Genomic DNA, 24,494 nt, shown 5'->3' on the forward strand with positions numbered 1-24,494 from the left:
GTCAGGACCACGCCACTTTCGGCTGGTAGTAGCTGGACGGTTGTTCGCGAAAGGCCAGGTAGTGGCGCAGCACCTGCATCGGCGCTTCGGTATGGGGGTAATGGCCAATGCCGTGCAGCTGCACGGTGTCCGGCTCCGGCACCAGTTGCCGGTAACGCTCGAGCATGTGCCCGCCGGACAGTGGGTCGACCACGCCATTGATGAAGCGCAGTGGTACGCCTTTGCGCTGCATCGCCCCGACCCAGCGTTCACGGTGCAACCTGCGCTCGGGCATGTAGCCCACCAACTTGTGCAGGATGCGTGTACCCCGGTTGGTAGCGATCAGGCTCCAGAAGTCATCCAGCGCGCTCTCACTGGGGTGAGTGCAGGGGCCATAGACCTGGGTCACATTGCGCACCAGGTCGTCACGCCCGAACGAACGCCCCACCAGCCAGCCAAAGCGGCTGAGCAGCAGCTTCTGGATCAGCAGCATGCGGCAGCTTTCGGGGAACAGCCCGCTGTTGAGGAACACGCAACTGGCGATGTCGGCGCGCTGCTCATGATGGCGCGCCAACAATTCCTGGGCCACGCTGCCGCCATAGTCATGGGCCAGCAGATGCACCGGCTGCTTGACCTGCAGGTGGGCAAGCAAGGCCTGCTGCAGGTCCGCTTGCTCCATCAGGCTGTAGGCATGATCAACCGGTTTGGCCGAATCGCCAAAACCGAGCATGTCGCACGCGATCACCCGGAAACGTTGGGTCAAAGGCCCCCACAGGTAGTGCCAATCCCAGCTGGCAGTGGGAAAACCGTGTAACAGAAGCAGGGGCTCTCCTTGCCCTGCGGTCCAGTAGCGGATGCTCTGGCCCCGGAAGATGAAACTCGTCCCGGGTACGCCAGACGCACAATGGAATTTCGGCCATAGGCATCAGAGCGGTCCCGGAGAAGTGGTGTTGACGGAATAGGGCAAGGCTGCGGTCATTGCATGTCACCTCGGCACATACATGTGCTCTCTATGTCGAGGCAGAGTCTAGCCAGCAGCCCGTTGGCTGGAACTTGCGTTGCCAGCCAGCTTGATGACTGAGCGAGTCAGTGGCACGAACGGTCAGAGCAGCATGGCCAGCAGCGGCGCTGCGAACAGGTTGAGCAGCCCAGTCAGGACCATGACCAGGCCGGCCACCGAGCCTTCTTCGCGGCCCACCTCCTGCGCCCGGCTGACCCCGGCGCCATGCGCGCCAACACCAAACAGCGCACCCCGTGCCAGCGGTGTACGCAGCGGCAACCAGCGCAGCAGCACGCCGCCGAACATGGCGCCGAGCACGCCAGTGAACATCACGAACACCGCCGTCAGTTCCGGCACGCCACCCAGGTCGTGGGCCAGCGGCATGGCGAAGGGCGTGGTGATCGAACGCGGCACCAGCGACAGGCTGGTTGCGCTGTCCAGCGCCAGCAGGTGCGCCAAGCCCCAGGAGCTGGCAATCGAGGCACAGCTACCAGCCACCATGCCCACCATCAGGGCTGGCCAATGGCGCGCCAGCATGGCCCGCTGCTGCCAGATCGGCACCGCGAAAGCCACGGTCACTGGGCCGAGCACGCTCATCAACCAGTGGGTGTTGCGGGCATACTCGGCATAGGCTGTATGCAGCGGCACGGCCACCGCCAGCAGCAAAACCGGCACCAGGATCAATGGCGACAGCAGGTAGCGCTTGCTGCGCCGGTACAGCCAGCGGCTACCCAGGTAGGCCAGCAAGGTCAGCGCCAGCCAGAACAGCGGCATGGGTTCAAGGCTCATGGCGTAACCTCCAACGGCACACCAGTTCCACGGTCAATGCCGTCACCACCATCACCATCAACGTGCTCACAGCGATTACCAGCAAGATGCGCCAGCCCTCTTCACGGATCAGCGAGCCGTAGTCCAACAGGCTCATCAGCGCCGGGATGAAGAACAGCAGCATCTCGGCCATCAGCCAGCCGGCGCCCAATTGCAACATGGCCGGCTTGAGCACACCCGAAGCGAACAGTATCAACAGCAGGGCCAGGCCCATCACGCCGCCAGGGATCGGCCAGCCCAACCAGCTGGCGAGCTGGCCGCCGAGCAGGAACAGGGCACAGAGGATCGCCAACTCGATGAGCAGGCGCAGGGCTTTTTTCAATAAGGCGGGTTTCATGGCGGGTTTCCTCGACAGGCCCTCATTTTAAGATTCGACTGCCTAGGCCAGAAGCGAATTGTTAGACTGATCGCCATTCCATAATGGAATCCAAGCATGGAATTCAAACAACTGCGCAGCTTTATCGAAGTGGTCCACCGGGGCGGTTTTACCCAGGCCGCACAGACGCTGCACATCAGCCAGTCGGCGGTGAGCAAGCAGGTAGCCCAGCTGGAGCAAGATGTGGGCCAGCCGCTGCTGGAGCGTCAGGCCTCGCAACTGCACCTGACCGCTGCCGGGCGCATCGTGCTGGAGCGTGGCGAAGCCCTGCTGCGTCAGCGTCAGGCGTTGCTCAACGAACTGGACGATCTCAGCCTGATGGAGCGTGGCGAACTGCGCCTGGGTTTACCGATGCTAGGCAGCGACGCCTTGTTCGCCGGCCTGTTCGCCGAGTACCGACGGCGCCACCCGAACATCGCCATCCAACTGCTCGAAGGCGGTAGCCGCAGCGTCGAACAGGCTGTCAGAAGCGGCGAGCTGGAACTGGGCGGCAGCTTGACGCCCAGTGACGAGGCATTCGACTACCAGCCGTTCTGCAACGAACCCCTGGACGCCTTGCTGCCGGCTGGGCATGCCTTGTCGGGCTTGGCCGGAGTGGACCTGGGGCAACTGGCCGATACGCCGTTCTTGCTGTACCAGCGCAGCTTCGTGCTTAACGATCGGCTGTTGAAGGCGTGTCAGCAGCAGGGCTTTACCCCGAAAGAAGGCGGGCGCAGTGGCCAGGCAGATTTTTTGGCGGCGCTGGTGGCGGCGGGCCAGGGTGTGGTGTTGCTGCCCCGGGTGGTAGCAAAAGCGCTGGAGCGCCCCGGGGTGGTGCGTGTGCCGCTGCGTTCGCCGGAAGACCTGCGGTGGGATATCGCGTTCATCTGGCGACGCGGGGCCTATCTGTCACGGGCGGCTCAGGCGTGGCTGGCCTTGTTGCGCGAGCTCAACGCCTGACACTGCCCCTGTAGGAGCGGCTCTACCTTGGGACTCAGGCTTTGAAGGCACTCGCCAACTCAGCCAACCACGGCTCGGCATCTGCCTCCGGGGTCACTGTCTCGCTCGCATCCAGGCGCAGCATCGGCTGCACTTCGCGCACGCCCAGCTCGGCAAACAGCTCGCGCATCTGCTCGCCACCACCACAGTAGGTGTCACCATAGCTGGAATCGCCCAGCGCAATCACTGCGCCCGGCAGGCCGCGCCAGGCCGCAGGCAGGGTGTCACGAATGGCGCTGTACAGCGGCATGAGGTTGTCCGGCAGCTCGCCCATGCCGGTGGTCGAGGTCACGGCCAGCAAGGCGTCGGGGGCAAAGCCTTGAAGATCCTGAAGGGTGGCGCGGGCCGCATGCCAGGCCTCCAGCCCCGCTGCCTTGAGCAGCGATTCAGCGTGACGTGCGACTTCTTCGGCGGTGCCGTAGACCGATCCGGAAATAATGACGACTTTATCGGGAAGAGGATTCCGAAACTGAGTGAAAACGTAGGATACTAGCATCCAGCGATGGCAAAAGGCCGCCTCTACCAAAGTCGCCGCCTTCAGCCCTGCTTCGCCCCTTCTTGCTCAATGGCCCGAACATGATCAACGCGCAATTGCTGCAATCGATGGTCGATGCGTCCAATGACGGGATCGTGGTCGCCGAACAGGAAGGCGACGACACTATCCTGATCTACGTGAACGCCGCCTTCGAACGCCTGACTGGCTACAGCCGCGACGAAGTCCTCTATCAGGATTGCCGCTTTCTGCAGGCCGACGACCGTGACCAGCTTGGCCGCGCGCGCATCCGCAAGGCCCTGGCCGAAGGCCGCCCGTGCCGCGAAGTGCTGCGCAACTACCGCAAGGATGGCAGCGCCTTCTGGAACGAACTGTCGATCACGCCGGTGAGAAGCGACGCCGACCAGCGCACCTACTTCATCGGCATCCAGAAAGACGTCAGCCGCCAGGTCGAACTGGAACGGGAACTGGCCGAAATGTGCGCTCGTCCGAAAACCGACGAACGCGCCTGAACCAAGTACGCCACGCACGGTCAACCCCGTTGAAGAAATCGCCACCACCGAGTTCGATCATGCAAGCAGACGTGCTCCTCACCCAGGACGAGCTGGACTTCATACAGAACATGCAACACTCGCCGCAATTGAACCTGGCCGACTCCATGTCGAGCCTGCTGGTCAATGGCGACCGCCGCATCCAGAACTTGCTCACCCAGCTGGTGGCCAACGAGCAAGTGACCTTGCAGGCCCAGTTCAATAACCAGCAGATCAGTTTCCCGCTGCAACTGGTCGAGGACGAGTTTCACGCCCTGCACTTGCAACTGGGCTCACCGGAAATCTACGAAGACGGCCCCATGCTGCGCCCTTGGCGCCTGTCGATGGACCAGCCGAGCGCACTGCTTGATGCCCATGACCAGACCTGCGGCCTGTGGGTGCGTGATATTTCCTTCAAAGGTGTGTTGCTGGAAATCCGTGATCTGCCAGCGGCACCCGCCCGCTTCGAGCTTCGCTTCGCCCCAGGCGGCATCAGCCCGATCGAACTGCATGGCGTATTGGGCCGGCGCATCGGTCCAAACCTGGCGGCCTACGACCTCAGCCAAAGCCCGGCCGAAGAAATCGAACGGTTGCGGGACTACATCCTCCAGGCCCATCGCCAGGCCCATCCCGAGCTGCACACTCAGGTATCGAGCTGACCGGCCAGGAACTGCCGCAAACGCTGGCGCATCACACTACCTTGCGCCCCCAGGCAAGCGACAAGGCTGCCAGCCAAGCTCTCCTGTGCCACTTCTGCCGCTTCGCCGGCCAGCAACAACGGGCATTCCAGCATCGCCGCCAGGCGCGTAACGTGCCGGGTAGTTTCTGCTGTCGGTGCCTGATGAGAAAACAGCACCAGAGCGTCCGGCTTCAGACGTTCGCAGACCAACGCCAGTTCTCGCAGCGGCTGCCCGCTCGCCAGTAGGGTCACACCTGTTTCCTCGCTGCTCAGAAGCAGGCTGGTTACCAGCAACTCAAGTTCATGACACTGCCCCGGCAACGGCGCCAACAACACGTTACGGCTGCGCGGCACATGGGCAAGCTGCAGACGGGCGAACACCCGACCGCGCAGGAACTGGTCAAGGAACAGCCATTCACTGGTCTGCCCGTAGCCGCCTTGCCGCACGGCCATGTCGTGCCACACAGGCATGAACACTTCGGCGAAAACCTGATCCAGGGTGCTGGCGGCAAATACCATCTCGTAAAGGCGATCCAGGCCTGCCAGATCGAAGCTCTGCACCGCTAGACGAATCTGGTGCTGCCAACGCTGCCAGGCATCTGTCGCGCCACCCGCCTGCCCGGCAAGGGCATGGCCTCGCGCGAGAATACTACCCACCTTGCTGACCGACACACCGCGCTCCAGCCAGCCAAGGATACGGCGGACCTCGTCGATGTCGGCCTGTGAGTACAGGCGGTGGCCACTGTCGGTGCGAATTGGCTGGATCAGGCCATAGCGGCGCTCCCAGGCACGCAGGGTCACGGCGTTGACGCCAGTCAGGCGGGAAACTTCACGAATCGGAAACAGCTCCTGCTGCTCGAAGCTGGCATCGATAACCGGACTACGTCCCTGTTCGTTCATCTGCACGGTGTACCCTGGGTGCGGAAGTTGAACACATAGTCTACTACGACAGCACCCGCCGCAGGGTGCAGCCATTTGCCGGCTGACATTTGCCGGTGATCGCAACTGCGCGATAATCCGCGCCCGATTCTTGCATGCACGCCTGCGTCGCCCACCACCCCGGGCCACGCAGCCAAAGGGGCCAGCTACCCGCCAGCCCCGTTGCCAGGAGATACACGATGTCTACCCCACCCGTCACCTTGATGGTGTCGCGCCGCGCCGCCCATGGCCGCTACCAGGACCTGCTGGCCTGGCTGCACGAAGGCGAGCAGCTGGCCACCGACTTCCCCGGTTACCTCGGCTCGGGCATCCTCGCCCCGCCACGCGATGGCGACGAATTCCAGATCATCTTCCGTTTCAGCGACGAGCCCACCTTGCATGCCTGGGAACATTCCGCTTCGCGGCGGGCTTGGCTGCAGCGCGGCAACGGCCTGTTCGAGCGCCCCAAAGAGGCGCGCATAAGCGGCATCGATGACTGGTTTGGCACCAACATGGTGCAAAAACCACCGCGCTGGAAGCAGGCCGTGGCCATCTGGCTGGCGTTCTTCCCGGTATCGCTGGCATTCAACCTGCTGTTCGGCCACTGGTTGTCGGCACTCGACCTGATACCCCGCGTACTGCTCAGCACTTTGGCCCTGACGCCGCTGATGGTGTACCTGTTCATCCCGTTGTCCACCCGCTTGCTAGCCAGTTGGCTGCTGGCCTCCCCGGCCACCACTGGCGCCTTGCGCAGCCGCTGAGGCCAGGCCATACAACAGGGAAACAGTTCGGGTATGCTGGGTGGCAACCAAAGGACAGACAAGTTGACCGCCCCGAACATGAACAGCCCCATTCTCGTTACCGGAGCCAGCCAGCGCGTCGGGCTGGCCCTGGCCCTTGAACTGGCACAGGCCGGCCATACGGTGGTCAGTGCCAGCCGCAGCATCCAGCCACAGGCGGCCCACCCGAACATCGTGCAGTTCCAGGCCGACCTGTGCCAGCCGGCCGACCGCCAGGCCCTGATCGACCACCTGCACACCCATTACGACGGCTTGCGCGCCATCATCCATAACGCCTCACTGTGGCTCGACGATGGCCTCGACAACCTCGACACCATGTTCCGCCTGCACGTCGAAGCGCCCTACCACCTCAACCTGGCCCTGGGCGACCTGCTGGCCAAGGTGGAAAAGGCCGACATCATCCACATCTGCGACGAAACCTCTTCGCGCGGCAGTAAAAGCCACATCGGCTACGCCGCCACCAAGGCCGCGCTGCAGAACATGGTGCTGTCATTTGCCGAAAAATATGCGCCCAAGGTGCACGTGAACGGTATCCTGCCTGGGCTGCTGATCCTCAAGGAAGGGGGTGACGAAGCCTACCGCCAGCAAACCCTGAAAAAGGCCCTGCTGGAATTCGAACCCGGCGCCGGCCCGCTGATCGAGACCGTCAAGTACCTGCTCGCCAGCCAGTACAGCACCGGCAGCCAGGTGGTCATCAACGGTGGCCGCCACCTGAAGAACCGCATGACTTGAGAGACACCCATGACGCCACAACAACAGCTCGAACTTGAGGCCGCCGCGTTCCGCCGCCTGGTCGAACACCTGCAAAAGCGCACCGATGTACAGAACATCGACCTGATGAACCTGTCCGGTTTCTGCCGCAACTGCCTGTCCAAGTGGTACAAGGCCGCGGCTGACGAGCGCCAGCTCGACCTGAGCCTGGATGATGCCCGCGAAGCGGTGTACGGCATGCCCTACGCCGAGTGGAAAGCCCAACACCAGAAAGAAGCCAGCGCCGAACAACAAGCGGCGTTCGAAAAAGGAAAACCTCGTGACTGATCTGAACACCCTGCGCGCCAGCCTGGCCAGCGGCCAACATGTCTTTGCCGATACCCTGGCGTTCATTGCCGACAACTACAGCTACCAGCCTCAGGCGTTCAACAATGGCGGCGTGGAGAATGCGGCCGGGCAAAACGAAGGTTCGTGCAAAACCCTGGGCCTAGCTTTGCTGGAAGGGCTGAGCGACCAGGAAGCGCTGCTGGCCTTTGGCGAGCACTACCGTGACGTGGTGGCCACGCCCGAGGGCAGCGACCATGGCAATATCCGCGCGCTGATCAAGCAGGGTCTGGCGGGCGTGAAATTTGCCGGGCAGCCCCTGTCGCGCAAGGCTTGAGATAGCCCGGGCCACTCCCACAAGGGGCGCATACTTCCTGTGGGAGTGGCCTTGTGTCGCGATGGGCTGCAAAGCAGCCCCAAAATATCGATCCCACCCTCAATCCATGATGGTTCCAGGCCCCCCTTCTTTCAGCTCTCCCTGCTGCAGCCACTGCAAGGCCACCGGCCACAAGCTTTCGCGAAACCGGTCATGGAAAAACGCGAAATGGCCAATTTCGTCGACCGAGATATCCACAGGCGCGATACGCAGGTGCCGGGCACCCTGTAGATAACCCAACAATCGCTCGGTCGCCGCCACGGTGCCAAACGGGTCGTCAGTGAGGCTGATGGCCAGCGTCGCCGCCCGCACCTGAACGAACGGAAGCGTCGCCAGCGCCCGAGCGCTGGGGCGATGCTCGTAACGTGGGGTACGTGTGGTCCAGTCGTGCACCACGCCGGATGGCGTGTCTTCAAGCCAACCCAGGCGCTTGCCGGGGAAGTAGCCGAATAACCGCGTCAGTAGCGGCATTACCACATGCCATTTGCCGAGCAACTGCCAGCGCTGGTCGACAGCGTAGTCGCGCCAATAGGCAAACTGCGCGCCCACCATCACTACCCGGCGTACCTGGCCTGCCGACGCGGCCAGCCCTACTGCGCAGCCGCCGAAACTGTGCCCCACCACGTCCACTGGCTGACCGGGGAAATGCTCTGCCGCATGCGCCAGCATCGCTTCGAAATCCAGCCTGCCCCAATCGCTCCACGAGGCCTGGAAGCCGCGCAATGAAGCTGGGCGGGACTCGCCGATGCCACGGTAATCGTAGGTCAGCACATCGCAGCCATGGGCAAACAGGTAGTCGGCAAAGCGGGAGTAATAGCGGCAGCGTACCGAAGTGGCAGCGTTGATGATCACCAGCGGACGCTGGGGGTCAGGGCGAGCGTGGCGCCAGCAGAAGCCGCCGAGGCTGTAACCGTCGGCTGTGGCCTGGCGAAAGGGGGCGGCGGGTTGGGTGAGGCTACTCATGGCGCATTCCCTGTTGTTGTGCGCCAAAGCTAGCAAAGATTTTATAGCCTGTACCGGCCTCTTCGCGGGTTTACCCGCAAAAGGGCCGGTGCAGGTTAACTACGGTTACAGCTCGATGCAGTCGAACTTGACATCGGTGGCCACGTCTTCGTCGTAGTTGACGTCAGCGCGCTCGAAACCGAACAGGTTGAGGAACTGCTTCTTGTAACCGGCGTAGTCGGTCAGCTCGAACAGGTTCTCGGTGGTCACTTGTGGCCACAGGGCCTTGCAGGCGGTCTGAACGTCGTCGCGCAGTTCCCAGTCGTCCAGGCGCAGACGGCCCTTCTCGTCAACGTCGGCCGGCGCACCGTCGGCACGGTACATACGGTCGCGGTACATGCGGTCGAGCTGGTTCTGAGTACCTTCGTGAATGCCTTTCTCCTGCATGATCTTGAAGACCATCGACAGGTACAGCGGCATCACCGGGATGGCCGAGCTGGCCTGGGTCACCACCGACTTGAGCACGGCCACGTTGGCGCCGCCTTTCACTTCATCGGCCAGTTTCTGGTCCAGACGCAGGGCGGTTTCGTCCAGGTCCTGCTTGGCCTGGCCCAGGGCACCGTGCCAGTAGATCGGCCAGGTGATATCGCTGCCGATGTAGCTGAAGGCCACGGTGCGAGCGCCTTCGGCCAGCACGTTGGCGCCTGCCAGGGCATCGATCCACAGCTGCCAGTCCTGGCCACCCATGACGGTGACGGTGTCGGCGATTTCCTGCTCGGTGGCCGGCTCGATGCTGGCCTCGATGATGGTGTCCTTGTTGGTGTCGATGGCGGTCGACTTGTACGGCTCGCCGATCGGCTTGAGTGCCGAGCGAATCACTTCACCGGTCTGCGGCAGCTTGCGCACGGGCGATGCCAGCGAGTAGATGACCAGGTCGACCTTGCCACCCATTTCGTTCTTGATCAGTTCGATGACCTTGGCACGGGCTTCGTCAGAGAAGGCGTCACCGTTGATCGACTTGCTGTACAGGCCTTCGGCCTTGGCAAACTTGTCGAAGGCTGCAGAGTTGTACCAGCCAGCGGTGCCGGCCTTGGTCTCAGTGCCAGGCTTTTCGAAGAACACACCCAGGGTGTCGGCCTTGAAGCCGAACGCCGCGGTGATGCGAGCTGCCAGGCCGTAGCCGCTGGAAGCGCCAATGACCAGGACCTTCTTCGGGCCATCCTCGCGCACGCCCAGCTTGCGGGTGGCTTCGATCTGGTCACGGACGTTGAGCTCGCAGCCCTTCGGGTGAGTCGTGGTGCAGATGAAACCGCGAACCTTAGGATGAATGATGGCCAATGTCTGTACCTCGTCAGGTTTATGCCGGGGAAGCGCCGCTTGGGGCGATTCCGATTGATCAGAGGGTGAGACTACCCCCGCAGGTTATCCGACACATATTACGGGGTGATCATGGGGATGCAAAACCGAGGTTCTTGCGTGCCGGCATCAATCCAAGGCCAACGCGGCTCTCAACCAGTCCAGAAACTGCCGGGCCAGCGGATCCTCCTGACTCTCCCGATGCACCAGGCAAGCCCACGCAGGCCCCCGCACCCGCTGCGCCGACAACGCCTGCAAACGCCCCTCTTGCACGGCCCGACGCGCCAGCAACTGGCTGACCAACGCCACCCCCACCCCCTCGCTCGCCGCATCCAGCAACAGCCCCGGGTCGGAAAAATTCAGCCCCTTGCCCTGCTGCCCAACATCCTCGCCGCCCTCCAGTTGCCAATGGCTCCAGTCCATCTCCCGTTCGCCGTGCAAGGTCGTACGCGCGGTTGCAGTCGCCAGGGAAGGATGGCAAGCCGGGTACAGCTGGTCCTGATGCAGCACGCTGAAGCTGCACTCAGCCTGGGCACTGAGATCATCGCGGATAGCCAGGTCGATGGTCTCGGTGGCCATGTCCGGCACCTCGAAACTGGTAAACAACCACAAGTCGACCTGCGGACAGCGCTGGTGAAAGTCCGCCAGCCGCGGCAGCAGCCAGTGCCTGGCAAAAGCCGGGCTGGTGTTCACCACCAGCTGATTGGGCTTGCGGTACTGGTCTAGCCGGCGAATGCCTACGGCCAGGTGCTGCAACAGCGATTGCGTGGTGCTGAGCAGGTCGTGCCCGGCGTCGGTCAGGCTCACGCTACGGCCACTGCGATGAAACAGCGGCTGCTCCAGGTAGGTTTCCAGGCTGCGAATTTGTTGGCTGATGGCCGACTGGGTCAGGTTCAACGCCTCGGCGGCCTTGTGGAAGCTGCCTAGCCGCGCAGCGGCCTCGAAGCCGCGCAGGGCATTAAGGGGTGGCCAGTGTTTGAGCATGATTGATAAGACCCGCTAATCAGATTTGCGCTAAATCTATCGTTTGTCGCCAGCCAAGCCTAGCCATAGCATGGACACCAACACCCGCGACGGCGGGCTTCGTTGATAAAAATCCTTAATAGATCGGAGTTCACTATGCACCTGTCCCTCGACAGCGGCTGGCGTATGCCTGCCGAATGGGCCCGCCACGCGGCAACCTGGATGGTCTGGCCACACAACCAGGCCGTATGGGAAAGCGGCTGGCACGTGCGCCTGGCCGATGTACAACAGGACTACGCTCGTGTCGCAGCGGCCATCGCCCGTTTCGAACCGGTAAAGATGGTGGTCGACCCCTCCGCCATGGCCAGCGCCCGCGCCTTGTGCGGCGCCGATATCGAGCTGATCGAACTGGCCGTGGACGACAGCTGGTGCCGTGACAGCGGCCCAAGCTTCGTCTGCCACCCACAGCATGGCCTGGCCGGCCTGAGCTGGCGTTTCAATGCCTGGGGCGGCAAGTCGCACCACAGCCTGGACCGCAGCCTTGGCCGACGCATGCTCGACCAGCTGGGCCTGGACGGTTTCAGCACGTCCCTGTGCAACGAAGGTGGGGCGATCCATGTGGATGGCGAAGGCACACTGATCACCACCGAATCGGTGCTGCTCAACCCTAACCGTAACCCAGGCATCAGCAAGGCTGAATTCGAGGCCTGTTTCGCCCGCTACCTGGGCATCAGCAAGACCATCTGGCTGCCGGGTGACCCGCAGTACGTCACCGGTGACATGACCGACGGCCACGTCGATGGCGTATGCGCCTTCGCCCGCCCAGGCGTGCTGCTGGTCGACGCCACCCATGAGCAACACTCGGTGTACGCCGAGGTGGTGCGGGAAAACCGCCGCGCCCTGGAACTGGCCACCGACGCCCAAGGCCGCCATTTCGAACTGCTCGACCTGTACGAGGCCAGCGCCGCCGTCGATCAGAATGCCGAGGTGTTCTGCGCGTCCTACACCAACTTCTACATCGCCAACGGCGCGATCATCATGCCGGCCTATGGCATCGCTGCCGACCAGGAGGCCGCTGCGCAGCTGGGCCACGCCTTCCCAGGCCGGGAGATCGTGCCGGTGCGCATTGACCACATCGCCTACGGCGGTGGCGGCATTCATTGCATCACCCAGCAGCAGCCCGAGGTACAGCCATGAGCCAGTTGCGTATCGCCACCACGCAGATGCCGTGCAGTTGGAACCTGCCCGACAACCTCGACCGCGCCGAGCAACTGGTACGCCAGGCCGCTGCCAAGGGCGCCCAGGTGATCCTGCTGCAGGAGTTGTTCGCTACCCCGTACTTCTGCATCGAGCAGGATCACCAGCACCAGGCCCTTGCCCAGCCCTACCCCGACAGCCCGATCCTGCAGCGCTTCGCCGCGCTGGCCGGCGAGCTGGGCGTGGTGCTGCCGCTGAGCTGGTACGAGCGCGCCGGCAATGCCTTCTTCAATTCGCTGACCGTGGCCGACGCCGATGGCCGCCTGCTCGGTGTGTACCGCAAGACCCACATCCCCAACGCCATCGGCTACCAGGAGAAGGAATACTTCAGCCCTGGCGACACCGGCTTCAAGGTCTGGGATACCGCCTTCGGGCGCTTGGGCATCGGTATCTGCTGGGATCAGTGGTTCCCCGAAACCGCTCGCTGCCTGGCCCTGATGGGCGCCGAGGTGCTGCTGTTCCCCACCGCCATCGGCTCCGAGCCGGGCTGCGCCGAACTGGACTCTCGCGACCATTGGCAGGTCGCCATGCGCGGCCATGCCGCCGCCAACCTGCTGCCGGTGGTGGCAGCCAACCGCGTGGGCGAGGAAGTTGCCGCCAGCGATGCAGCGCTAGCCATGCGCTTCTATGGCTCATCGTTCATCTGCGACCACAAGGGCGCCATGCTCGCCGAAGCCGACCGCGACAGCAGCGGCATCTGGCTGCATGACCTGGACTTGGCCGGCATGCGCGAAGACCGCCTGAGTTGGGGCATCTTCCGTGATCGCCGCCCGGAAATGTACGCAACGCTGCTGACCCTGGACGGTAAACACCCACACAGCCTGAGGGCCTGAGCATGAAACACCACGTTCTAGCCGCATTGGCACTGGCCGCCTGCGCTGGCCAGGCACTGGCCGAACAGCCGGTGCTGCGCCTGTACAACTGGGCCGACTATTTTGCCGAGGACACCCTCAAGCAGTTCACGGCCGAAACCGGTATTCAGGTGATCTACGACGTGATGGACGGCAGTGAAGTGCTCGAAGCCAAGCTGATGTCCGGGCGCAGTGGTTACGACCTGGTGTTCCCCGGCGATACCGTTGCAGAGCGTTTGATGCGCGCTGGCAGCCTGCAGCCACTGGACCACAGCCGCCTGGAGGCGCTCGACGATATCGAGCCCGGCCTGCGCAAGCTGCATGCCCAATACCCCAAGGCCAGCCAGGCCACGGTGCCCTACACCTGGGGCACCATCGGCCTGACGGTGAACGCCGACAAGGTTCGCCAGCGCATGCCTGGTGCACCGCTGGACAACCTCGACTTGCTGTTCAAGCCGGAGTTGGCGGCCAAGTTCGCTGACTGTGGTATCTCGGTCATCGACTCGCCCGATGAAGTGCTGGCCGTGGTACTCAACTACCTGGGCCGCGAACCACGCAGTGCCAAGCGTGAGGACCTGGCCGCCGCCAGCGAACTGCTCAAGGCGATACGCCCGTATGTGCGCAAGTTCCAGTCCCAGCCGGTGACCGAATTGGTCAACGAGAACTTGTGCCTCTCACTGGGCTACAGCGGCGATGTGATCCAGGCCCAGCGTACCGCCGAGTCCGCTGGCAAGCACCTCGACTTCCAGTACCGCGTACCGCGCCAAGGCACCACGGTGTGGATGGACACCATGGCCATTCCGGCCGATGCCAGGCACCCGGAATACGCCTATCGTTTCATCAACTTCGTCATGCGCCCGGCGAACATGGCTGCCATCAGCAACTTTACCGGCTACCCCACGGCCAGCGCCAAAGCGCGCCAGGCGGTGGACCCACGCATGCGCGACAACCCCGATATCTATCTCGACGAAGCCACCTATGCCCGGCTGATTCCGGGCCGGGATATTCCACAGGCCGACATGCGGGCACGCATGCGTGTGTGGACGCGCTTCAAGACTGCACAGGACTGAACCATGCCAAGCCGTAGAACCTTCCTGCAACTGTCGTTGGCCGCCGGCCTCGGCGCTGGCCTTGGCCTGCCCCTGGGGCTGGCCCGTGCCGAAGAACCGGGGCGCTGGTTCATGCCTGACGAGGGCGAATTGCAACAGCGCGCCTTCATCGCCTTTGGCGCCCAGGATGCGATCTGGGAGGACTTCACCGCCGACGTGCAAGCCGCACTCGGTCGCATTAGCCAAGCCATCGCGCGTTATCAGCCGGTGACCGTGTTCTGCCGCGCCAGCGAGCGCCAGCTGGCCGAGCAGCACTGTGGCCACCACAACACACATTTTGTCGAATGCCAACTGGATGACATCTGGATGCGCGACATCGGTGCCAATTTCGTCGTCGACGATGACGGCGCCCTGGCGGCGGTGGACTTCAACTTCAATGGCTGGGGCAACAAGCAGCGCCACCGTAACGATGCCCAGCTGGCCAAACGCGTTGCCACCCTGGCCAACGCGCGCTACCAGCGCAGTGAGCTGGTGGGTGAAGGGGGCGCCATCGAGGTGGACGGGCACGGCACCGGCATCATGACCGAGAGCAGTTGGGTCAATGCCAACCGCAACCCGGACTGGAGCAAAGCCGAGGTCGAGGCCGAGCTGAAGGCGCGGCTGGGCCTGAGCAAGATAATCTGGCTGCCGGGCATCGCCGGGGAAGACATCACTGATGGGCATGTGGATTTCTACGCCCGCTTCGTGCGGCCGGGTGTGGTGATTGCCAACCTGGACAACGACCCGGACTCCTATGACCACGCCGTGACGCGTAAACACCTGGAAATCCTGAAGCAGGCCACCGATGCCGAAGGCCGTAAACTGCAGGTTCACGTAGTGTCACCGCCGCTGCGCGGGCGGCGTAACAAGTTCAGCAAAGGTAATGACGACTTTGCAGCGGGGTACATCAATTACTTCGTGATCAACGGCGCGATCATCGCACCGCAGTTCGGTGATGCGCAGGCGGATGAGAAGGCCCGAGCACTGCTGGCGGCGTTGTATCCAGGGCGGGATATCGTGCAACTGGACATCGATGCCATCGCGGCTGGAGGTGGGGGGATTCACTGTGTGACCCATCAGTGCCCGGCCGTTTGAATGAGGTTGCCTGGCCTGGCCTCAATCACGACGCCGCCGGCGCCCGGTGATCATCGACAACGGCAAGTTTTCGCGCAGCAGCACGCTTTCGTAGATGGCCGCCAGCACATGCACACACACCAGCGCCAGCACCGCATTGGCCAACCAACCGTGCAGGTCGGTCGGCCAATCGGCGCCCCACAGTGCATCCACTTCCTGCGACGCCCAACCAGTCAGGCCCAGGCCAGCGATACCCGCCAGCATCAACAGCATCACCAAGGCGCCAATCGGCGAGTGCCCCAGACGATGGCAAGGCTCCCCACGCAGCACCTTGCGCGCGTGCCCGGCCAGGCGTGCCGGGGTTGGCCAGAAGTCGGCCCAGCGCGCACTGGCTGGCCCGACAAAGCCCCAGACCACGCGCACCACGACGCACGCCAGTGCGTAGTAGCCCAGCCACTGGTGCCAGTCATCGCCCTCTTCGTTGAAAAAGTAGTTGGCGAAGAACACCGCTGCGATCGACAGGTGGCACAGCCGCAGGAGGGGATCCCACAGCCGCACCATGCCGTCGCTGTTCAATCGTGGTACTCGGACTTGACCGCTTTGCCGGTCACCGGGTCATGATAAATCTCGACCTTGCGACCGTCCTTGTCGAACCCATAGATCTCGTAGCAATTGCCCTTGGTAACCTTGAACTTGTTGATCTTGTAGCCCTGCTCCTTGAGCTGGGCCTGGAACTTTTCCTGGTCTTGCCAGGTGCTTTTATCCGCGGTGGTGCATTGGGTGGCGGCGAATGCTGTGCTGCTGCCGATCAGGAGGGTCAGTGCGATCAGGATGCGCATGGGTATGGGCTCCATTGGGTTGAGTGAAACAGCACGAAATTCAGCTTAGTTGGGGAGGACGCCAAGTGCCCATTGATTTGTTTTTCATATCATTCCGAAAGAAAAACAAACTTAACAAATAAGCCAAACCCGCCGATGCTGGTGGCACTACGCCTATTGCCCGGAGAACAACAACATGAACGACGTGGTTATCGTCGCCGCAACCCGTACCGCCATTGGCAGCTTCCAGGGCGCCCTGGCCTCCGTGCCTGCGGTCGACCTCGGCGCCGCCGTGATCAAGCGGCTGCTGGAGCAGACCGGGCTGGACCCGGCGCAAGTCGACGAAGTCATCCTCGGCCAGGTGCTCACCGCCGGCGCCGGGCAGAACCCGGCGCGCCAGGCTGCGATCAAGGCCGGCCTGCCCTTCAGCGTACCGGCCCTGACCCTGAACAAGGTCTGCGGCTCGGGCCTCAAGGCCCTGCACCTGGCCACCCAGGCCATCCGCTGCGGCGACGCCGAGGTGGTGATTGCCGGTGGCCAGGAGAACATGAGCCTTGCTCCCTACGTGATGCCCTCGGCCCGTACTGGCCAGCGCATGGGCCATGGCCAACTGATCGACAGCATGATCACCGATGGCCTGTGGGATGCGTTCAATGACTACCACATGGGCATCACTGCCGAGAACCTGGTGGACACGTACAGCCTCACCCGCGAACAGCAGGATGCCTTTGCCGCCGAATCGCAGCGCAAGGCGGTGGCGGCGATCGAGGCCGGCCGATTCGACGCGGAAATCACCCCCATCCTGCTGCCACAGAAAAAGGGCGAGCCCAAGGTCTTCGCCCGTGACGAGCAGCCACGCCCGGACACCACCGCCGAGTCCCTGGGCAAACTGCGCCCGGCCTTCAAGAAGGACGGCAGCGTCACTGCGGGCAATGCCTCCAGCCTGAATGACGGCGCCGCCGCCGTGTTGTTGATGAGCGCGGCCAAGGCCAAAGCCCTGGGCCTGCCAGTGCTGGCGAAGGTCGCCGCCTATGCCAGTGCCGGGTAGACCCGGCGATCATGGGTATCGGCCCGGTTTCGGCGACCCAGCGTTGCCTGGACAAAGCCGGTTGGCAGTTGGCCGAACTGGACCTGATCGAAGCCAACGAAGCCTTTGCCGCACAGGCGCTGGCCGTGGGCAAGGCGCTGGAGTGGGATGCCGCGCGGGTCAACGTGAATGGCGGAGCGATTGCCCTGGGCCACCCGATTGGTGCTTCCGGGTGCCGCGTGCTGGTGACCTTGCTGCACGAGATGATCAAGCGCGATGCCAAGAAAGGCCTGGCGACCTTGTGCATTGGCGGTGGGCAAGGTGTGGCACTGGCGATCGAGCGCTGATCTCAGATTGAGTAGAACAGGCTAGGCCCTTTCGCGGGGTTACCCGCGAAGAGGCCGGGCCTGCTTGAACACCACTCTCAGGCTTCAGAACCGCTCATCGGCAATCGCCGGCAAGGTCAGCTCCCGCACATAACTGGCCGCCGAAAGCTCCAGCAGCGTGCGCACCATCAGCACCACATCGTGCAGCGGTATCAGCCCCCCTTCCCCACGCGCGGCAGCCTCTTCCACCGGCACATCCAGGCCGTCTTCGGTATTGAGGTACCCAAGGTTCAGGCACGTCACCCCAAGGCCTTGCCCTCGATAGCCTTCACGCAATGCTTCGGCGATGCCGCGCAGGCCGAACTTGGAGGCAGCGAAGGTCACTTCTGGGCGACCGCTTTGGGGCAGGCCGGAAGTGGAACCGGTCAGGATGATCCGTGGTTTTTCGCTTTCGAGCAGCAGCGGCAGCAGCCGTTTGACCAGCAGGATGGTGGCGGTGATGTTGCAGTCGACCATGCGCTGCAGCGCTGCGTCACAGTCATCAAGGAAGCTGTAGTGGTCTTCGAACGCTTCGGCCTCCCACAGGCCGAGGTTATAGATCAGCGTATCCACGCCACCCTCAGCCAGCGCTCGGGCTATCGACTCTACTGCAGCGGCAGGCTGGCCTAGATCGGCCTCGATCCACTGGGCGTCAATACCCTTGCCGACATTCACTGCCGCGGGTTTGCTGCGCGACACCCCAATCAACGTATCGCCGGGTTTGCCCAACCCTTCCATGAAAGCCTTGCCCAGGCCTTTACTGGCGCCGACTACCAGAACACGCATCGCATCACTCCCTGTCGATTTGATCGGAGTCGGCATTCTAGGGGGTTTTAAGCGCCCGTGGCGATGATCAAGCCGCAGCTCGGTTTTCGTCCAGCGCAGCTGCCAGCACGGCCACTTCCTGGCACTTCTGCACGGCCACTTCCACCGGGCTGCGCGACAACGAGCAGGCCGGCGCCAGCCATAGCCGCTCCCCCAGACGCTCATGGGCATCGTGCAGCAGGCCCAGGGTTTCTCCCAAGTCGCAAGCAGCTGCAGTGCGGCCGTCGACCAGGCCCAGCGACAACACCTTGTAGGTCGGTAGGCGGTCCAGAAGGGTCTGGTACTGCTCGGGTGCCTGTACCAGGTCGACATGCAGGCCATCGACAGGCAGGTTCACGGCCAGGCCGAGGTTGCCGTCAAGGCCACCGTAGTAGGTGGCAATCAGCTTTTTCAGCGGCGCGCGCTGAAGAATGTTGTAGACGCGCTCGTAAGCGTTTTTCCAGTCCTGCGGCAGGTCTTCGGCGAGAATCGGTTCATCGATCTGCACCCACTCCACGCCCATTGCAGCCAGGCGGTTGAGGTACTGATCGTACAGCGGCAGCAGGCGCTCGAGCAGTTCCAGCGTTTCGATGCTGCCGTTGTTTTCGCCCTGCCACAGATAAGTCAACGGGCCGATCACCACTGGCTTGACCGCATGGCCCAAGGCCTTGGCTTGTGCCACTTCATCAAAAAGCTGCGCCCAGCTCAGGTCGAACGGTTGATCATGCCAGGCAAAGTCACCCACTGGCAGCAATTGGATGCCGGCATCACGCTGAGCCTGCCAGTGACGGGCACGCGCCTCGCGGTCACCGCTGATGTGTGGAAAGCCCAGGTTGTGTGCCAGTGCCATGTTTTGTCCCTTAACCTGCATAAATGAATGAGAGGGATTTTCCGGCGGATAAACGCTTGAGACAAACTCATTAAATTTGAGATGAACCCAAGATTTCTTCATGATCATGCTGATGTCTCATTCAGAGCATCACCCTGCGCATTCGGACATGACCCCGCCCGCCTTCTGCCGCACAATGCCACCCTGACCACACCGGGTGCCCAGCCACATGAGCCTGCTGAAAACCGCGCTGCGCGAAAAGAACTTCGTCTGCGTCATGGAATTCGTCCCCAAGCCTTCGGCTGAACGCTTCGCCGCCATGGAAGCGATCTTGGCCCGTGCGCACCTGTGCGGCTGGCCGATGACCGTGGCCATCGGCGATCGCGTCGGCAGCCCGCTGGACATGTCGCCGCTGGACGCCCTCGCCTCGTTCGCCAACCCTGTGCCTGCCCTGCCGCATTTTTCCGGCAAGGATCGCGAACGCCATCACCTGCTCGCGCAACTGCAGCGTATGGACGCCGCAGGCCTCGATCAGCTGTTGCTGCTTACCGGCGACCGCCTGCCCGGCCATGAACCAGGCCTGCGCCCGGTGCGCTACCTGGAATCGGTCGCCGCCCTGCAGATTGCCCGCCAAGCCTGTCCGCACTGGCTGCTGGGCGCGGCACTGAACCCGTTCAAGTACCACGAGGAAGAAGGCGGCGCCCAGTATTTCAAGGCCGAGAAAAAGCTGGCGGCTGGGGCTGACTTCTTCACCCTGCAACTGGGCTTTGATGCCGCCAAGCACCAGGAAGCCATGCTTTGGATGCGCCGCCAGCCCACGCCCAAGCCCATGCTGGCCTGCCTCATGAGCCTCACCCACGGGCGCGCGACGATGCTCGACCATGTGGCCGGCGTCACCGTCACCCCGTCCATGCGCGACATGCTCGAAGCGGAGACCGCGCTGTCCAAGGTATTTGCCCAGGCGCGCAGTGTTGACCGCCTGGCCTTGCAGATCATCGGTGTAAAGCTGATGGGCTACGCCGGTGTGCACCTCTCAGGGGTGCACGAACTCAAGCAGTTGCTGGCCCTGGAAGCCCGTATCGAGCACTGGCAAACCCGGGTTCACACGCTGGAGCAATGGGCGCCCGCCTGGCAGGCCAGCTGGCAGATGCCCGGCCTGCCGGCAGTGATCTTCCATCCGCCGCAGGCGAGCTGGCGCCAGGGCGAGTCACAGGTCGATGCCACGTTCAAGGAGAAAGCGCGCTATCACCTGATGCACGGCATGCATTCACTGCTGTTCAGCCGCCGCAACGGCCTGAGCAAGGCATTTGGCTGGGCGGTGCGCCAGCCTCTATGGGCTACGCGCCTTGGCGCACTGGTGCTGCACAAGGTGGAGCGTGCTGTGAAACGGCCACTGGTGGGTTGCGATACCTGTGGCCGCTGCCGCCTCGAAGATACCTTGTACGTCTGCCCAGAAACCTGCCCCAAAGGCCTGGCCAATGGCCCCTGCGGTGGAACCGCCCTGAACCGCTGCGAGTTCGGCGACCGCGAGTGCATCCACAGCGTCAAGTACCGCACCGCCAAAGCCGTGCGGCAAACTGCCGTGCTGACCGAGCGGCTGATCCCGTGCATCGAGGTCGAAACCCGCCACCGCAGCTCCTGGCCGCAGTGGTTCGCAGCGCAGACGCCGCGGCGGCTCAGCCCGCAGCCAACGCCTCGAAGCCAGCCCGAATCGTAGCTTCGGGTAATTCATCGGCGATGAACACCATCACACTCTCGCGCGTTTCGCCAGCGCCCCACTCGGCGTCCCAATCGAAGCCATAGAGCTTGAGCACACCTTGGAATACCAGCTTGCGCTCTTCGCCGGCAATGTTCAGCACGCCCTTGTAGCGCAACAGTTGTGTGCCGTGGGTTTCCAGCAGTTCGTTCATGAAGCCGCTGAGGCGATCGATATCCAACGCAGTGTCCGTGCGCAGCACCATCGTGGAGATACGGTCCGGCGTGGCGGGTTTGAGCACCGGGCGCAGTGTCAGTTTCAAGTTCGCACCCAGGTCAGGGTTGAGGTTGAAACCTCGCACATCCAGTAGTTCAGCCAGGTCGATGCATCCGTGTTCAACCACCCGGATCGCGGCCCGACCATTGATGCGGGCCAGGCGCTCGCGCAGCGCGTCTACCGCAGCCGGCTCGACCAAGTCTGTCTTGCTCAGCAGCAAGCGATCGGCAAAGCCGACCTGGGCCTGAGCGATGGTCTGGGTCAGGTGCAGTTCGGCATGCGCGGCATCGACCAGGGTGATGATGCCGTCGAGGATGTAGCGCTCACGCAGTTCCTCGTCGATGAAGAAGGTTTGCGCTACCGGCGCCGGGTCGGCCAGGCCGGTGCATTCGATCACCAGGCGGTCGAAGGCGATTTCCCCGGCATCCAGGCGCTCGAGCAGCAGGTACAGGGCGCGGGTCAGGTCGCCATGGATGCTGCAACACACACAACCGTTGGCCAGGGTCATCACCTGCACCGGCTGGTCGCCCAGCAATTGGCTGTCAATGCCGGCCTCACTGAATTCGTTTTCGATCACCGCGAGCTTCAGGCCGTGCTCGGCCTTGAGCATGTGCTTGAGCAAGGTGGTCTTGCCGGCACCGAGGAAGCCCGTGAGGACGGTTACGGGAATAGGCGTCTGCACGCAGAAAGTCTCCTGAATCTGAAAATGACTGTGGGAGCCGGTTACCCAGGCTCCCACAGGTTCACACGTGTCGCAGGCTCAACAGCACTTGGGCCCGGACTTGCCGCCGTAACGCGCTTCTTGCCGTTCGCGGAAGAACGCTTCGTAGCTCATCACCGGCTTGTCCGGGTGCGTCTTCTGCATGTGCTCGACATAGTTGTCGTAGTCGGGCATGCCGACCATCAGGCGGGCTGCCTGCCCCAGGTATTTTCCCAGTCGACCCAAGTCGTTGAACATAACTGCAGTCCTCTCGATTACGCGTCAGGCAACGCCTGGAACGGGGTTTCCTTGTCGGTGCGCTCCTTGCGGCCCAGGGCGGCGTAGCCGACCTTGATGGCGAAGAACAGGATGCTGAAGACCACCAGCAGGAACAGAATCGTCAGGCCCGCGTTGGTGTAGGCGTTGAAGATCACGTGCTGCATCTGCCCGATGTCCTTGGCCGGGGCCAGCACTTGGCCTGCGTCCAGCGCGGTGCTGTACTTCTTGGCCAGGGCCAGGAAGCCAACCGCCGGGTTCGGATCGAACAGCTTGATCAGGCCAGCAGCAGTGGTGCAGATCAGCAGCCAGACGGCCGGCAGCAGGGTGACCCAGATGTAGCGCTGACGCTTCATCTTGATCAGCACCACGGTACCGAGCATCAAGGCGATACCGGCCAGCATCTGGTTGGAGATGCCAAACAGCGGCCACAGGGTGTTGATGCCGCCCAGCGGGTCGATCACGCCCTGGTAAAGCAGGTAGCCCCAGAGTGCCACGCAGCCAGCGGTGGCGAGCAGGTTGGCACCCCACGATTCAGTGCGTTTGAGTGCTGGCACGAAGCTGCCCAGCAGGTCCTGCAGCATGAAGCGCCCGGCTCGGGTACCGGCGTCCACTGCGGTGAGGATGAACAGCGCCTCGAACAGGATCGCGAAGTGGTACCAGAAGGCCATGGTGTTTTCACCTGGCAACACCTGGTGCAGGATCTGCGCGATACCGACCGCCAGGGTAGGCGCACCCCCAGCACGGGCCAGGATGGTGTGCTCGCCGATGTCACGGGCGACGGCTTCAAGCTGCTCGGGTGTAATCAGGAAGCCCCAGCTGCTGACTGTCTGCGCCACCGACGCTACGTCTGCACCGACCACGGCAGCCGGGCTGTTCATGGCGAAGTACACGCCAGGCTCGATCACCGAAGCGGCGACCATGGCCATGATGGCGACGAACGATTCCATCAGCATGCCACCGTAGCCGATGTAGCGGGCGTTGGTTTCGTTATCCAGCAGCTTGGGGGTGGTCCCCGAGGAAATCAGCGCGTGGAAGCCGGACACCGCACCACAGGCAATGGTGATGAACAGGAACGGGAACAGGGTGCCCTTCCACACAGGGCCCGTGCCGTCGGTGAACTGGGTCAGCGCCGGCATTTTCAGCTCGGGGGCAATGATCAGGATACCGATGGCCAGGCCCACGATGGTGCCGATCTTGAGGAAGGTCGACAGGTAGTCACGTGGTGCCAGCACCAGCCAGACCGGCAGCACGGCGGCGACAAAGCCGTAGCCCACCAGCATCCAGGTGATCTGCACCCCGGTGAAGGTGAACGCCGGGCCCCATACCGGGTCCGCAGCGATCACGCCGCCCAGCCAGATAGACGCCAGCAGCAGCACTACGCCAACCACCGAGATCTCGCCAATGCGGCCCGGGCGGATGTAGCGCATGTAGATGCCCATGAACATCGCGATCGGGATGGTCGCCATCACCGTGAACATGCCCCACGGGCTTTCGGCGAGGGCCTTGACCACGATCAACGCCAACACCGCGAGGATGATGATCATGATCAGGAAGCAGCCGAACAGGGCGATGGTCCCCGGAATGCGGCCCATCTCCTCGCGCACCATGTCGCCCAGCGAGCGACCATTGCGGCGGGTAGACATGAACAGGACCATGAAGTCCTGCACCGCACCGGCCAGCACCACGCCGGCAATCAGCCACAACGTGCCGGGCAAGTAGCCCATTTGCGCGGCAAGTACCGGGCCGACCAAGGGGCCTGCGCCCGCGATGGCGGCGAAGTGGTGACCGAAAAGAATGTGTTTGTTGGTCGGAACGTAGTCCAGACCGTCGTTGTTGAGCACCGCCGGGGTGGCACGGCGAGGGTCGAGTTGCATCACCTTGGTGGCGATGAACAAGCTGTAGTAACGGTAGGCAACCAGGTAAATGGCCACCGCCGCGACCACGATCCACAAGGCGTTGATTGCCTCGCCGCGACGCAGGGCAACCACACCCAGCGCGCAGGCCCCTATGACTGCCAGCGCCAACCACGGAATGTGGCGTAGCAGGCTATTATTGTTGTTCATGGTTAGCTTCCAGCTGGTGGATTGGAAAGACCGCCCACCGAGTCTAGGGCGAGTCATCGCGCATTGCCACACTTGCTTTGGTCTAGAGCCTCTGCGGCCAGATTGCGGTACCTG

26 protein-coding genes and 2 pseudogenes are annotated in these 24,494 nt (G+C 63.0%); 13 read left to right on the forward strand and 15 right to left on the reverse strand.

The window, feature by feature from the left end; all coding sequences use genetic code 11:
* Window position 1: 1 nt before the first annotated feature.
* The 3 genes and pseudogenes from AB5975_05500 to AB5975_05510 all read right to left on the reverse strand — a co-directional run bounded on the left by AB5975_05500 (window position 2) and on the right by AB5975_05510 (window position 2,144).
* Window positions 2-905: pseudogene (locus AB5975_05500) on the reverse strand (alpha/beta fold hydrolase).
* A 176-nt stretch (window positions 906-1,081) separates the two neighbouring features.
* Window positions 1,082-1,768 carry an LrgB family protein gene (locus tag AB5975_05505; GenBank protein XDR21344.1) on the reverse strand — a complete coding sequence of 229 codons (687 nt, stop codon included), beginning with the start codon at window positions 1,766-1,768 and terminating at the stop codon, window positions 1,082-1,084.
* A complete protein-coding gene (locus AB5975_05510; protein XDR21345.1) occupies window positions 1,758-2,144 on the reverse strand; it encodes a CidA/LrgA family protein in 387 nt (128 codons plus the stop codon). The genes AB5975_05505 and AB5975_05510 overlap by 11 nt, the downstream gene beginning before the upstream one ends.
* A gap of 96 nt (window positions 2,145-2,240) precedes the next feature.
* On the opposite strand from AB5975_05510, the gene AB5975_05515 reads away from it, so the two are divergent.
* Window positions 2,241-3,122: a LysR family transcriptional regulator gene (locus AB5975_05515; protein ID XDR21346.1), complete on the forward strand. Its 882-nt coding sequence runs from the start codon at window positions 2,241-2,243 to the stop codon at window positions 3,120-3,122.
* A 34-nt stretch (window positions 3,123-3,156) separates the two neighbouring features.
* On the opposite strand, the gene AB5975_05520 is transcribed toward AB5975_05515, so the two are convergent.
* Window positions 3,157-3,657 (reverse strand): flavodoxin, encoded by a 501-nt coding sequence (locus AB5975_05520; protein XDR21347.1) that lies wholly within the window; start codon window positions 3,655-3,657, stop codon window positions 3,157-3,159.
* A gap of 80 nt (window positions 3,658-3,737) precedes the next feature.
* Between AB5975_05520 and AB5975_05525 the strand changes: the two genes are divergently transcribed.
* Window positions 3,738-4,166, forward strand: a complete 429-nt coding sequence (locus tag AB5975_05525; GenBank protein ID XDR21348.1) for a PAS domain S-box protein — start codon at window positions 3,738-3,740, stop codon at window positions 4,164-4,166.
* Window positions 4,167-4,225: 59 nt separating this feature from the next.
* A complete protein-coding gene (locus tag AB5975_05530) occupies window positions 4,226-4,843 on the forward strand; it encodes a hypothetical protein (protein ID XDR21349.1) in 618 nt (205 codons plus the stop codon).
* Here AB5975_05530 and AB5975_05535 read toward each other — a convergent pair.
* Window positions 4,828-5,763 carry a MerR family transcriptional regulator gene (locus AB5975_05535; GenBank protein XDR21350.1) on the reverse strand — a complete coding sequence of 312 codons (936 nt, stop codon included), beginning with the start codon at window positions 5,761-5,763 and terminating at the stop codon, window positions 4,828-4,830. The genes AB5975_05530 and AB5975_05535 overlap by 16 nt on opposite strands.
* 218 nt (window positions 5,764-5,981) lie before the next feature.
* Between AB5975_05535 and AB5975_05540 the strand changes: the two genes are divergently transcribed.
* From AB5975_05540 to AB5975_05555, 4 genes are read left to right on the forward strand one after another with little or no spacing between them, the layout of a single operon-like run.
* Window positions 5,982-6,542 carry an antibiotic biosynthesis monooxygenase gene (locus tag AB5975_05540; protein XDR21351.1) on the forward strand — a complete coding sequence of 187 codons (561 nt, stop codon included), beginning with the start codon at window positions 5,982-5,984 and terminating at the stop codon, window positions 6,540-6,542.
* A gap of 33 nt (window positions 6,543-6,575) precedes the next feature.
* Window positions 6,576-7,313, forward strand: a complete 738-nt coding sequence (folM, locus tag AB5975_05545; protein ID XDR21352.1) for a dihydromonapterin reductase — start codon at window positions 6,576-6,578, stop codon at window positions 7,311-7,313.
* 9 nt (window positions 7,314-7,322) lie between these two features.
* Complete coding sequence (locus tag AB5975_05550) at window positions 7,323-7,619, forward strand: DUF1244 domain-containing protein (GenBank protein ID XDR21353.1); 297 nt, start codon at window positions 7,323-7,325, stop codon at window positions 7,617-7,619.
* A complete protein-coding gene (locus AB5975_05555; protein XDR21354.1) occupies window positions 7,612-7,953 on the forward strand; it encodes a HopJ type III effector protein in 342 nt (113 codons plus the stop codon). The genes AB5975_05550 and AB5975_05555 overlap by 8 nt, the downstream gene beginning before the upstream one ends.
* A 99-nt stretch (window positions 7,954-8,052) precedes the next feature.
* On the opposite strand, the gene AB5975_05560 is transcribed toward AB5975_05555, so the two are convergent.
* The 3 genes from AB5975_05560 to AB5975_05570 form a co-directional block, all read right to left on the reverse strand.
* Window positions 8,053-8,955: an alpha/beta fold hydrolase gene (locus tag AB5975_05560; GenBank protein ID XDR21355.1), complete on the reverse strand. Its 903-nt coding sequence runs from the start codon at window positions 8,953-8,955 to the stop codon at window positions 8,053-8,055.
* Between the two features lie 105 nt (window positions 8,956-9,060).
* Window positions 9,061-10,272, reverse strand: coding sequence for an enoyl-ACP reductase FabV (gene fabV, locus AB5975_05565; protein XDR21356.1), 1,212 nt, complete (start codon window positions 10,270-10,272; stop codon window positions 9,061-9,063).
* A gap of 147 nt (window positions 10,273-10,419) precedes the next feature.
* A complete protein-coding gene (locus AB5975_05570) occupies window positions 10,420-11,274 on the reverse strand; it encodes a LysR substrate-binding domain-containing protein (GenBank protein ID XDR21357.1) in 855 nt (284 codons plus the stop codon).
* 135 nt (window positions 11,275-11,409) lie between these two features.
* Here AB5975_05570 and AB5975_05575 point away from each other — a divergent pair, with 135 nt between their 5' ends.
* Genes AB5975_05575 through AB5975_05590 form a run of 4 tightly spaced genes read left to right on the forward strand, consistent with a single transcriptional unit; the run spans window position 11,410 to window position 15,544 of the window.
* Window positions 11,410-12,450: an agmatine/peptidylarginine deiminase gene (locus AB5975_05575; protein ID XDR21358.1), complete on the forward strand. Its 1,041-nt coding sequence runs from the start codon at window positions 11,410-11,412 to the stop codon at window positions 12,448-12,450.
* Window positions 12,447-13,343: an N-carbamoylputrescine amidase gene (gene aguB, locus AB5975_05580; protein ID XDR21359.1), complete on the forward strand. Its 897-nt coding sequence runs from the start codon at window positions 12,447-12,449 to the stop codon at window positions 13,341-13,343. The genes AB5975_05575 and aguB overlap by 4 nt, the downstream gene beginning before the upstream one ends.
* A gap of 2 nt (window positions 13,344-13,345) precedes the next feature.
* Window positions 13,346-14,431, forward strand: a complete 1,086-nt coding sequence (locus AB5975_05585) for an extracellular solute-binding protein (protein XDR21360.1) — start codon at window positions 13,346-13,348, stop codon at window positions 14,429-14,431.
* Between the two features lie 3 nt (window positions 14,432-14,434).
* Window positions 14,435-15,544 (forward strand): agmatine/peptidylarginine deiminase, encoded by a 1,110-nt coding sequence (locus AB5975_05590; protein XDR21361.1) that lies wholly within the window; start codon window positions 14,435-14,437, stop codon window positions 15,542-15,544.
* Window positions 15,545-15,565: 21 nt separating this feature from the next.
* On the opposite strand, the gene AB5975_05595 is transcribed toward AB5975_05590, so the two are convergent.
* Both AB5975_05595 and AB5975_05600 read right to left on the reverse strand, forming a co-directional pair.
* Window positions 15,566-16,099 (reverse strand): cytochrome b/b6 domain-containing protein, encoded by a 534-nt coding sequence (locus AB5975_05595; GenBank protein XDR21362.1) that lies wholly within the window; start codon window positions 16,097-16,099, stop codon window positions 15,566-15,568.
* The gene (locus tag AB5975_05600; GenBank protein XDR21363.1) at window positions 16,096-16,362 is read right to left on the reverse strand and encodes a PepSY domain-containing protein; all 267 of its coding nucleotides are present in this window, start codon (window positions 16,360-16,362) and stop codon (window positions 16,096-16,098) included. The genes AB5975_05595 and AB5975_05600 overlap by 4 nt, the downstream gene beginning before the upstream one ends.
* 175 nt (window positions 16,363-16,537) lie before the next feature.
* Here AB5975_05600 and AB5975_05605 point away from each other — a divergent pair.
* Window positions 16,538-17,715, forward strand: a pseudogene (locus AB5975_05605) (acetyl-CoA C-acetyltransferase).
* A gap of 84 nt (window positions 17,716-17,799) precedes the next feature.
* On the opposite strand, the gene AB5975_05610 reads toward AB5975_05605, so the two are convergent.
* On the reverse strand, window positions 17,800-18,519 hold the full coding sequence (locus AB5975_05610; protein ID XDR21364.1) for an SDR family NAD(P)-dependent oxidoreductase: 720 nt from the start codon (window positions 18,517-18,519) through the stop codon (window positions 17,800-17,802).
* 67 nt (window positions 18,520-18,586) lie between these two features.
* Window positions 18,587-19,387 carry a 5-methyltetrahydropteroyltriglutamate--homocysteine methyltransferase gene (locus tag AB5975_05615; GenBank protein XDR21365.1) on the reverse strand — a complete coding sequence of 267 codons (801 nt, stop codon included), beginning with the start codon at window positions 19,385-19,387 and terminating at the stop codon, window positions 18,587-18,589.
* A 208-nt stretch (window positions 19,388-19,595) separates the two neighbouring features.
* Between AB5975_05615 and AB5975_05620 the strand changes: the two genes are divergently transcribed.
* Window positions 19,596-21,083 carry a methylenetetrahydrofolate reductase C-terminal domain-containing protein gene (locus tag AB5975_05620; GenBank protein XDR21366.1) on the forward strand — a complete coding sequence of 496 codons (1,488 nt, stop codon included), beginning with the start codon at window positions 19,596-19,598 and terminating at the stop codon, window positions 21,081-21,083.
* On the opposite strand, the gene yjiA is transcribed toward AB5975_05620, so the two are convergent.
* The 3 genes from yjiA to AB5975_05635 form a co-directional block, all read right to left on the reverse strand.
* Window positions 21,043-22,020 carry a GTPase gene (gene yjiA, locus AB5975_05625; protein XDR21367.1) on the reverse strand — a complete coding sequence of 326 codons (978 nt, stop codon included), beginning with the start codon at window positions 22,018-22,020 and terminating at the stop codon, window positions 21,043-21,045. The genes AB5975_05620 and yjiA overlap by 41 nt on opposite strands.
* A gap of 78 nt (window positions 22,021-22,098) precedes the next feature.
* The gene (locus AB5975_05630; protein ID XDR21368.1) at window positions 22,099-22,296 is read right to left on the reverse strand and encodes a YbdD/YjiX family protein; all 198 of its coding nucleotides are present in this window, start codon (window positions 22,294-22,296) and stop codon (window positions 22,099-22,101) included.
* A 17-nt stretch (window positions 22,297-22,313) separates the two neighbouring features.
* A complete protein-coding gene (locus AB5975_05635; protein ID XDR21369.1) occupies window positions 22,314-24,380 on the reverse strand; it encodes a carbon starvation CstA family protein in 2,067 nt (688 codons plus the stop codon).
* Window positions 24,381-24,494: the final 114 nt, after the last annotated feature.

It is taken from the genome of Pseudomonas putida (assembly GCA_041071465.1).
In the GTDB taxonomy this organism is placed as follows: Bacteria; Pseudomonadota; Gammaproteobacteria; order Pseudomonadales; family Pseudomonadaceae; genus Aquipseudomonas; species Aquipseudomonas putida_P.

What these genes read in the sequence shown, in the direction of transcription:
- AB5975_05505 (XDR21344.1), bottom strand. Translation starts at nt 1,768, where the DNA reads ATGAGCCTTGAACCCATGCCGCTGTTCTGGCTGGCGCTGACCTTGCTG.
- AB5975_05510 (XDR21345.1), bottom strand. Translation starts at nt 2,144, where the DNA reads ATGAAACCCGCCTTATTGAAAAAAGCCCTGCGCCTGCTCATCGAGTTG.
- AB5975_05515 (XDR21346.1), top strand. Translation starts at nt 2,241, where the DNA reads ATGGAATTCAAACAACTGCGCAGCTTTATCGAAGTGGTCCACCGGGGC.
- AB5975_05520 (XDR21347.1), bottom strand. Translation starts at nt 3,657, where the DNA reads ATGCTAGTATCCTACGTTTTCACTCAGTTTCGGAATCCTCTTCCCGAT.
- AB5975_05525 (XDR21348.1), top strand. Translation starts at nt 3,738, where the DNA reads ATGATCAACGCGCAATTGCTGCAATCGATGGTCGATGCGTCCAATGAC.
- AB5975_05530 (XDR21349.1), top strand. Translation starts at nt 4,226, where the DNA reads ATGCAAGCAGACGTGCTCCTCACCCAGGACGAGCTGGACTTCATACAG.
- AB5975_05535 (XDR21350.1), bottom strand. Translation starts at nt 5,763, where the DNA reads ATGAACGAACAGGGACGTAGTCCGGTTATCGATGCCAGCTTCGAGCAG.
- AB5975_05540 (XDR21351.1), top strand. Translation starts at nt 5,982, where the DNA reads ATGTCTACCCCACCCGTCACCTTGATGGTGTCGCGCCGCGCCGCCCAT.
- folM (XDR21352.1), top strand. Translation starts at nt 6,576, where the DNA reads ATGCTGGGTGGCAACCAAAGGACAGACAAGTTGACCGCCCCGAACATG.
- AB5975_05550 (XDR21353.1), top strand. Translation starts at nt 7,323, where the DNA reads ATGACGCCACAACAACAGCTCGAACTTGAGGCCGCCGCGTTCCGCCGC.
- AB5975_05560 (XDR21355.1), bottom strand. Translation starts at nt 8,955, where the DNA reads ATGAGTAGCCTCACCCAACCCGCCGCCCCCTTTCGCCAGGCCACAGCC.
- AB5975_05570 (XDR21357.1), bottom strand. Translation starts at nt 11,274, where the DNA reads ATGCTCAAACACTGGCCACCCCTTAATGCCCTGCGCGGCTTCGAGGCC.
- AB5975_05575 (XDR21358.1), top strand. Translation starts at nt 11,410, where the DNA reads ATGCACCTGTCCCTCGACAGCGGCTGGCGTATGCCTGCCGAATGGGCC.
- aguB (XDR21359.1), top strand. Translation starts at nt 12,447, where the DNA reads ATGAGCCAGTTGCGTATCGCCACCACGCAGATGCCGTGCAGTTGGAAC.
- AB5975_05585 (XDR21360.1), top strand. Translation starts at nt 13,346, where the DNA reads ATGAAACACCACGTTCTAGCCGCATTGGCACTGGCCGCCTGCGCTGGC.
- AB5975_05590 (XDR21361.1), top strand. Translation starts at nt 14,435, where the DNA reads ATGCCAAGCCGTAGAACCTTCCTGCAACTGTCGTTGGCCGCCGGCCTC.
- AB5975_05600 (XDR21363.1), bottom strand. Translation starts at nt 16,362, where the DNA reads ATGCGCATCCTGATCGCACTGACCCTCCTGATCGGCAGCAGCACAGCA.
- AB5975_05610 (XDR21364.1), bottom strand. Translation starts at nt 18,519, where the DNA reads ATGCGTGTTCTGGTAGTCGGCGCCAGTAAAGGCCTGGGCAAGGCTTTC.
- AB5975_05615 (XDR21365.1), bottom strand. Translation starts at nt 19,387, where the DNA reads ATGGCACTGGCACACAACCTGGGCTTTCCACACATCAGCGGTGACCGC.
- AB5975_05620 (XDR21366.1), top strand. Translation starts at nt 19,596, where the DNA reads ATGAGCCTGCTGAAAACCGCGCTGCGCGAAAAGAACTTCGTCTGCGTC.
- AB5975_05630 (XDR21368.1), bottom strand. Translation starts at nt 22,296, where the DNA reads ATGTTCAACGACTTGGGTCGACTGGGAAAATACCTGGGGCAGGCAGCC.
- AB5975_05635 (XDR21369.1), bottom strand. Translation starts at nt 24,380, where the DNA reads ATGAACAACAATAATAGCCTGCTACGCCACATTCCGTGGTTGGCGCTG.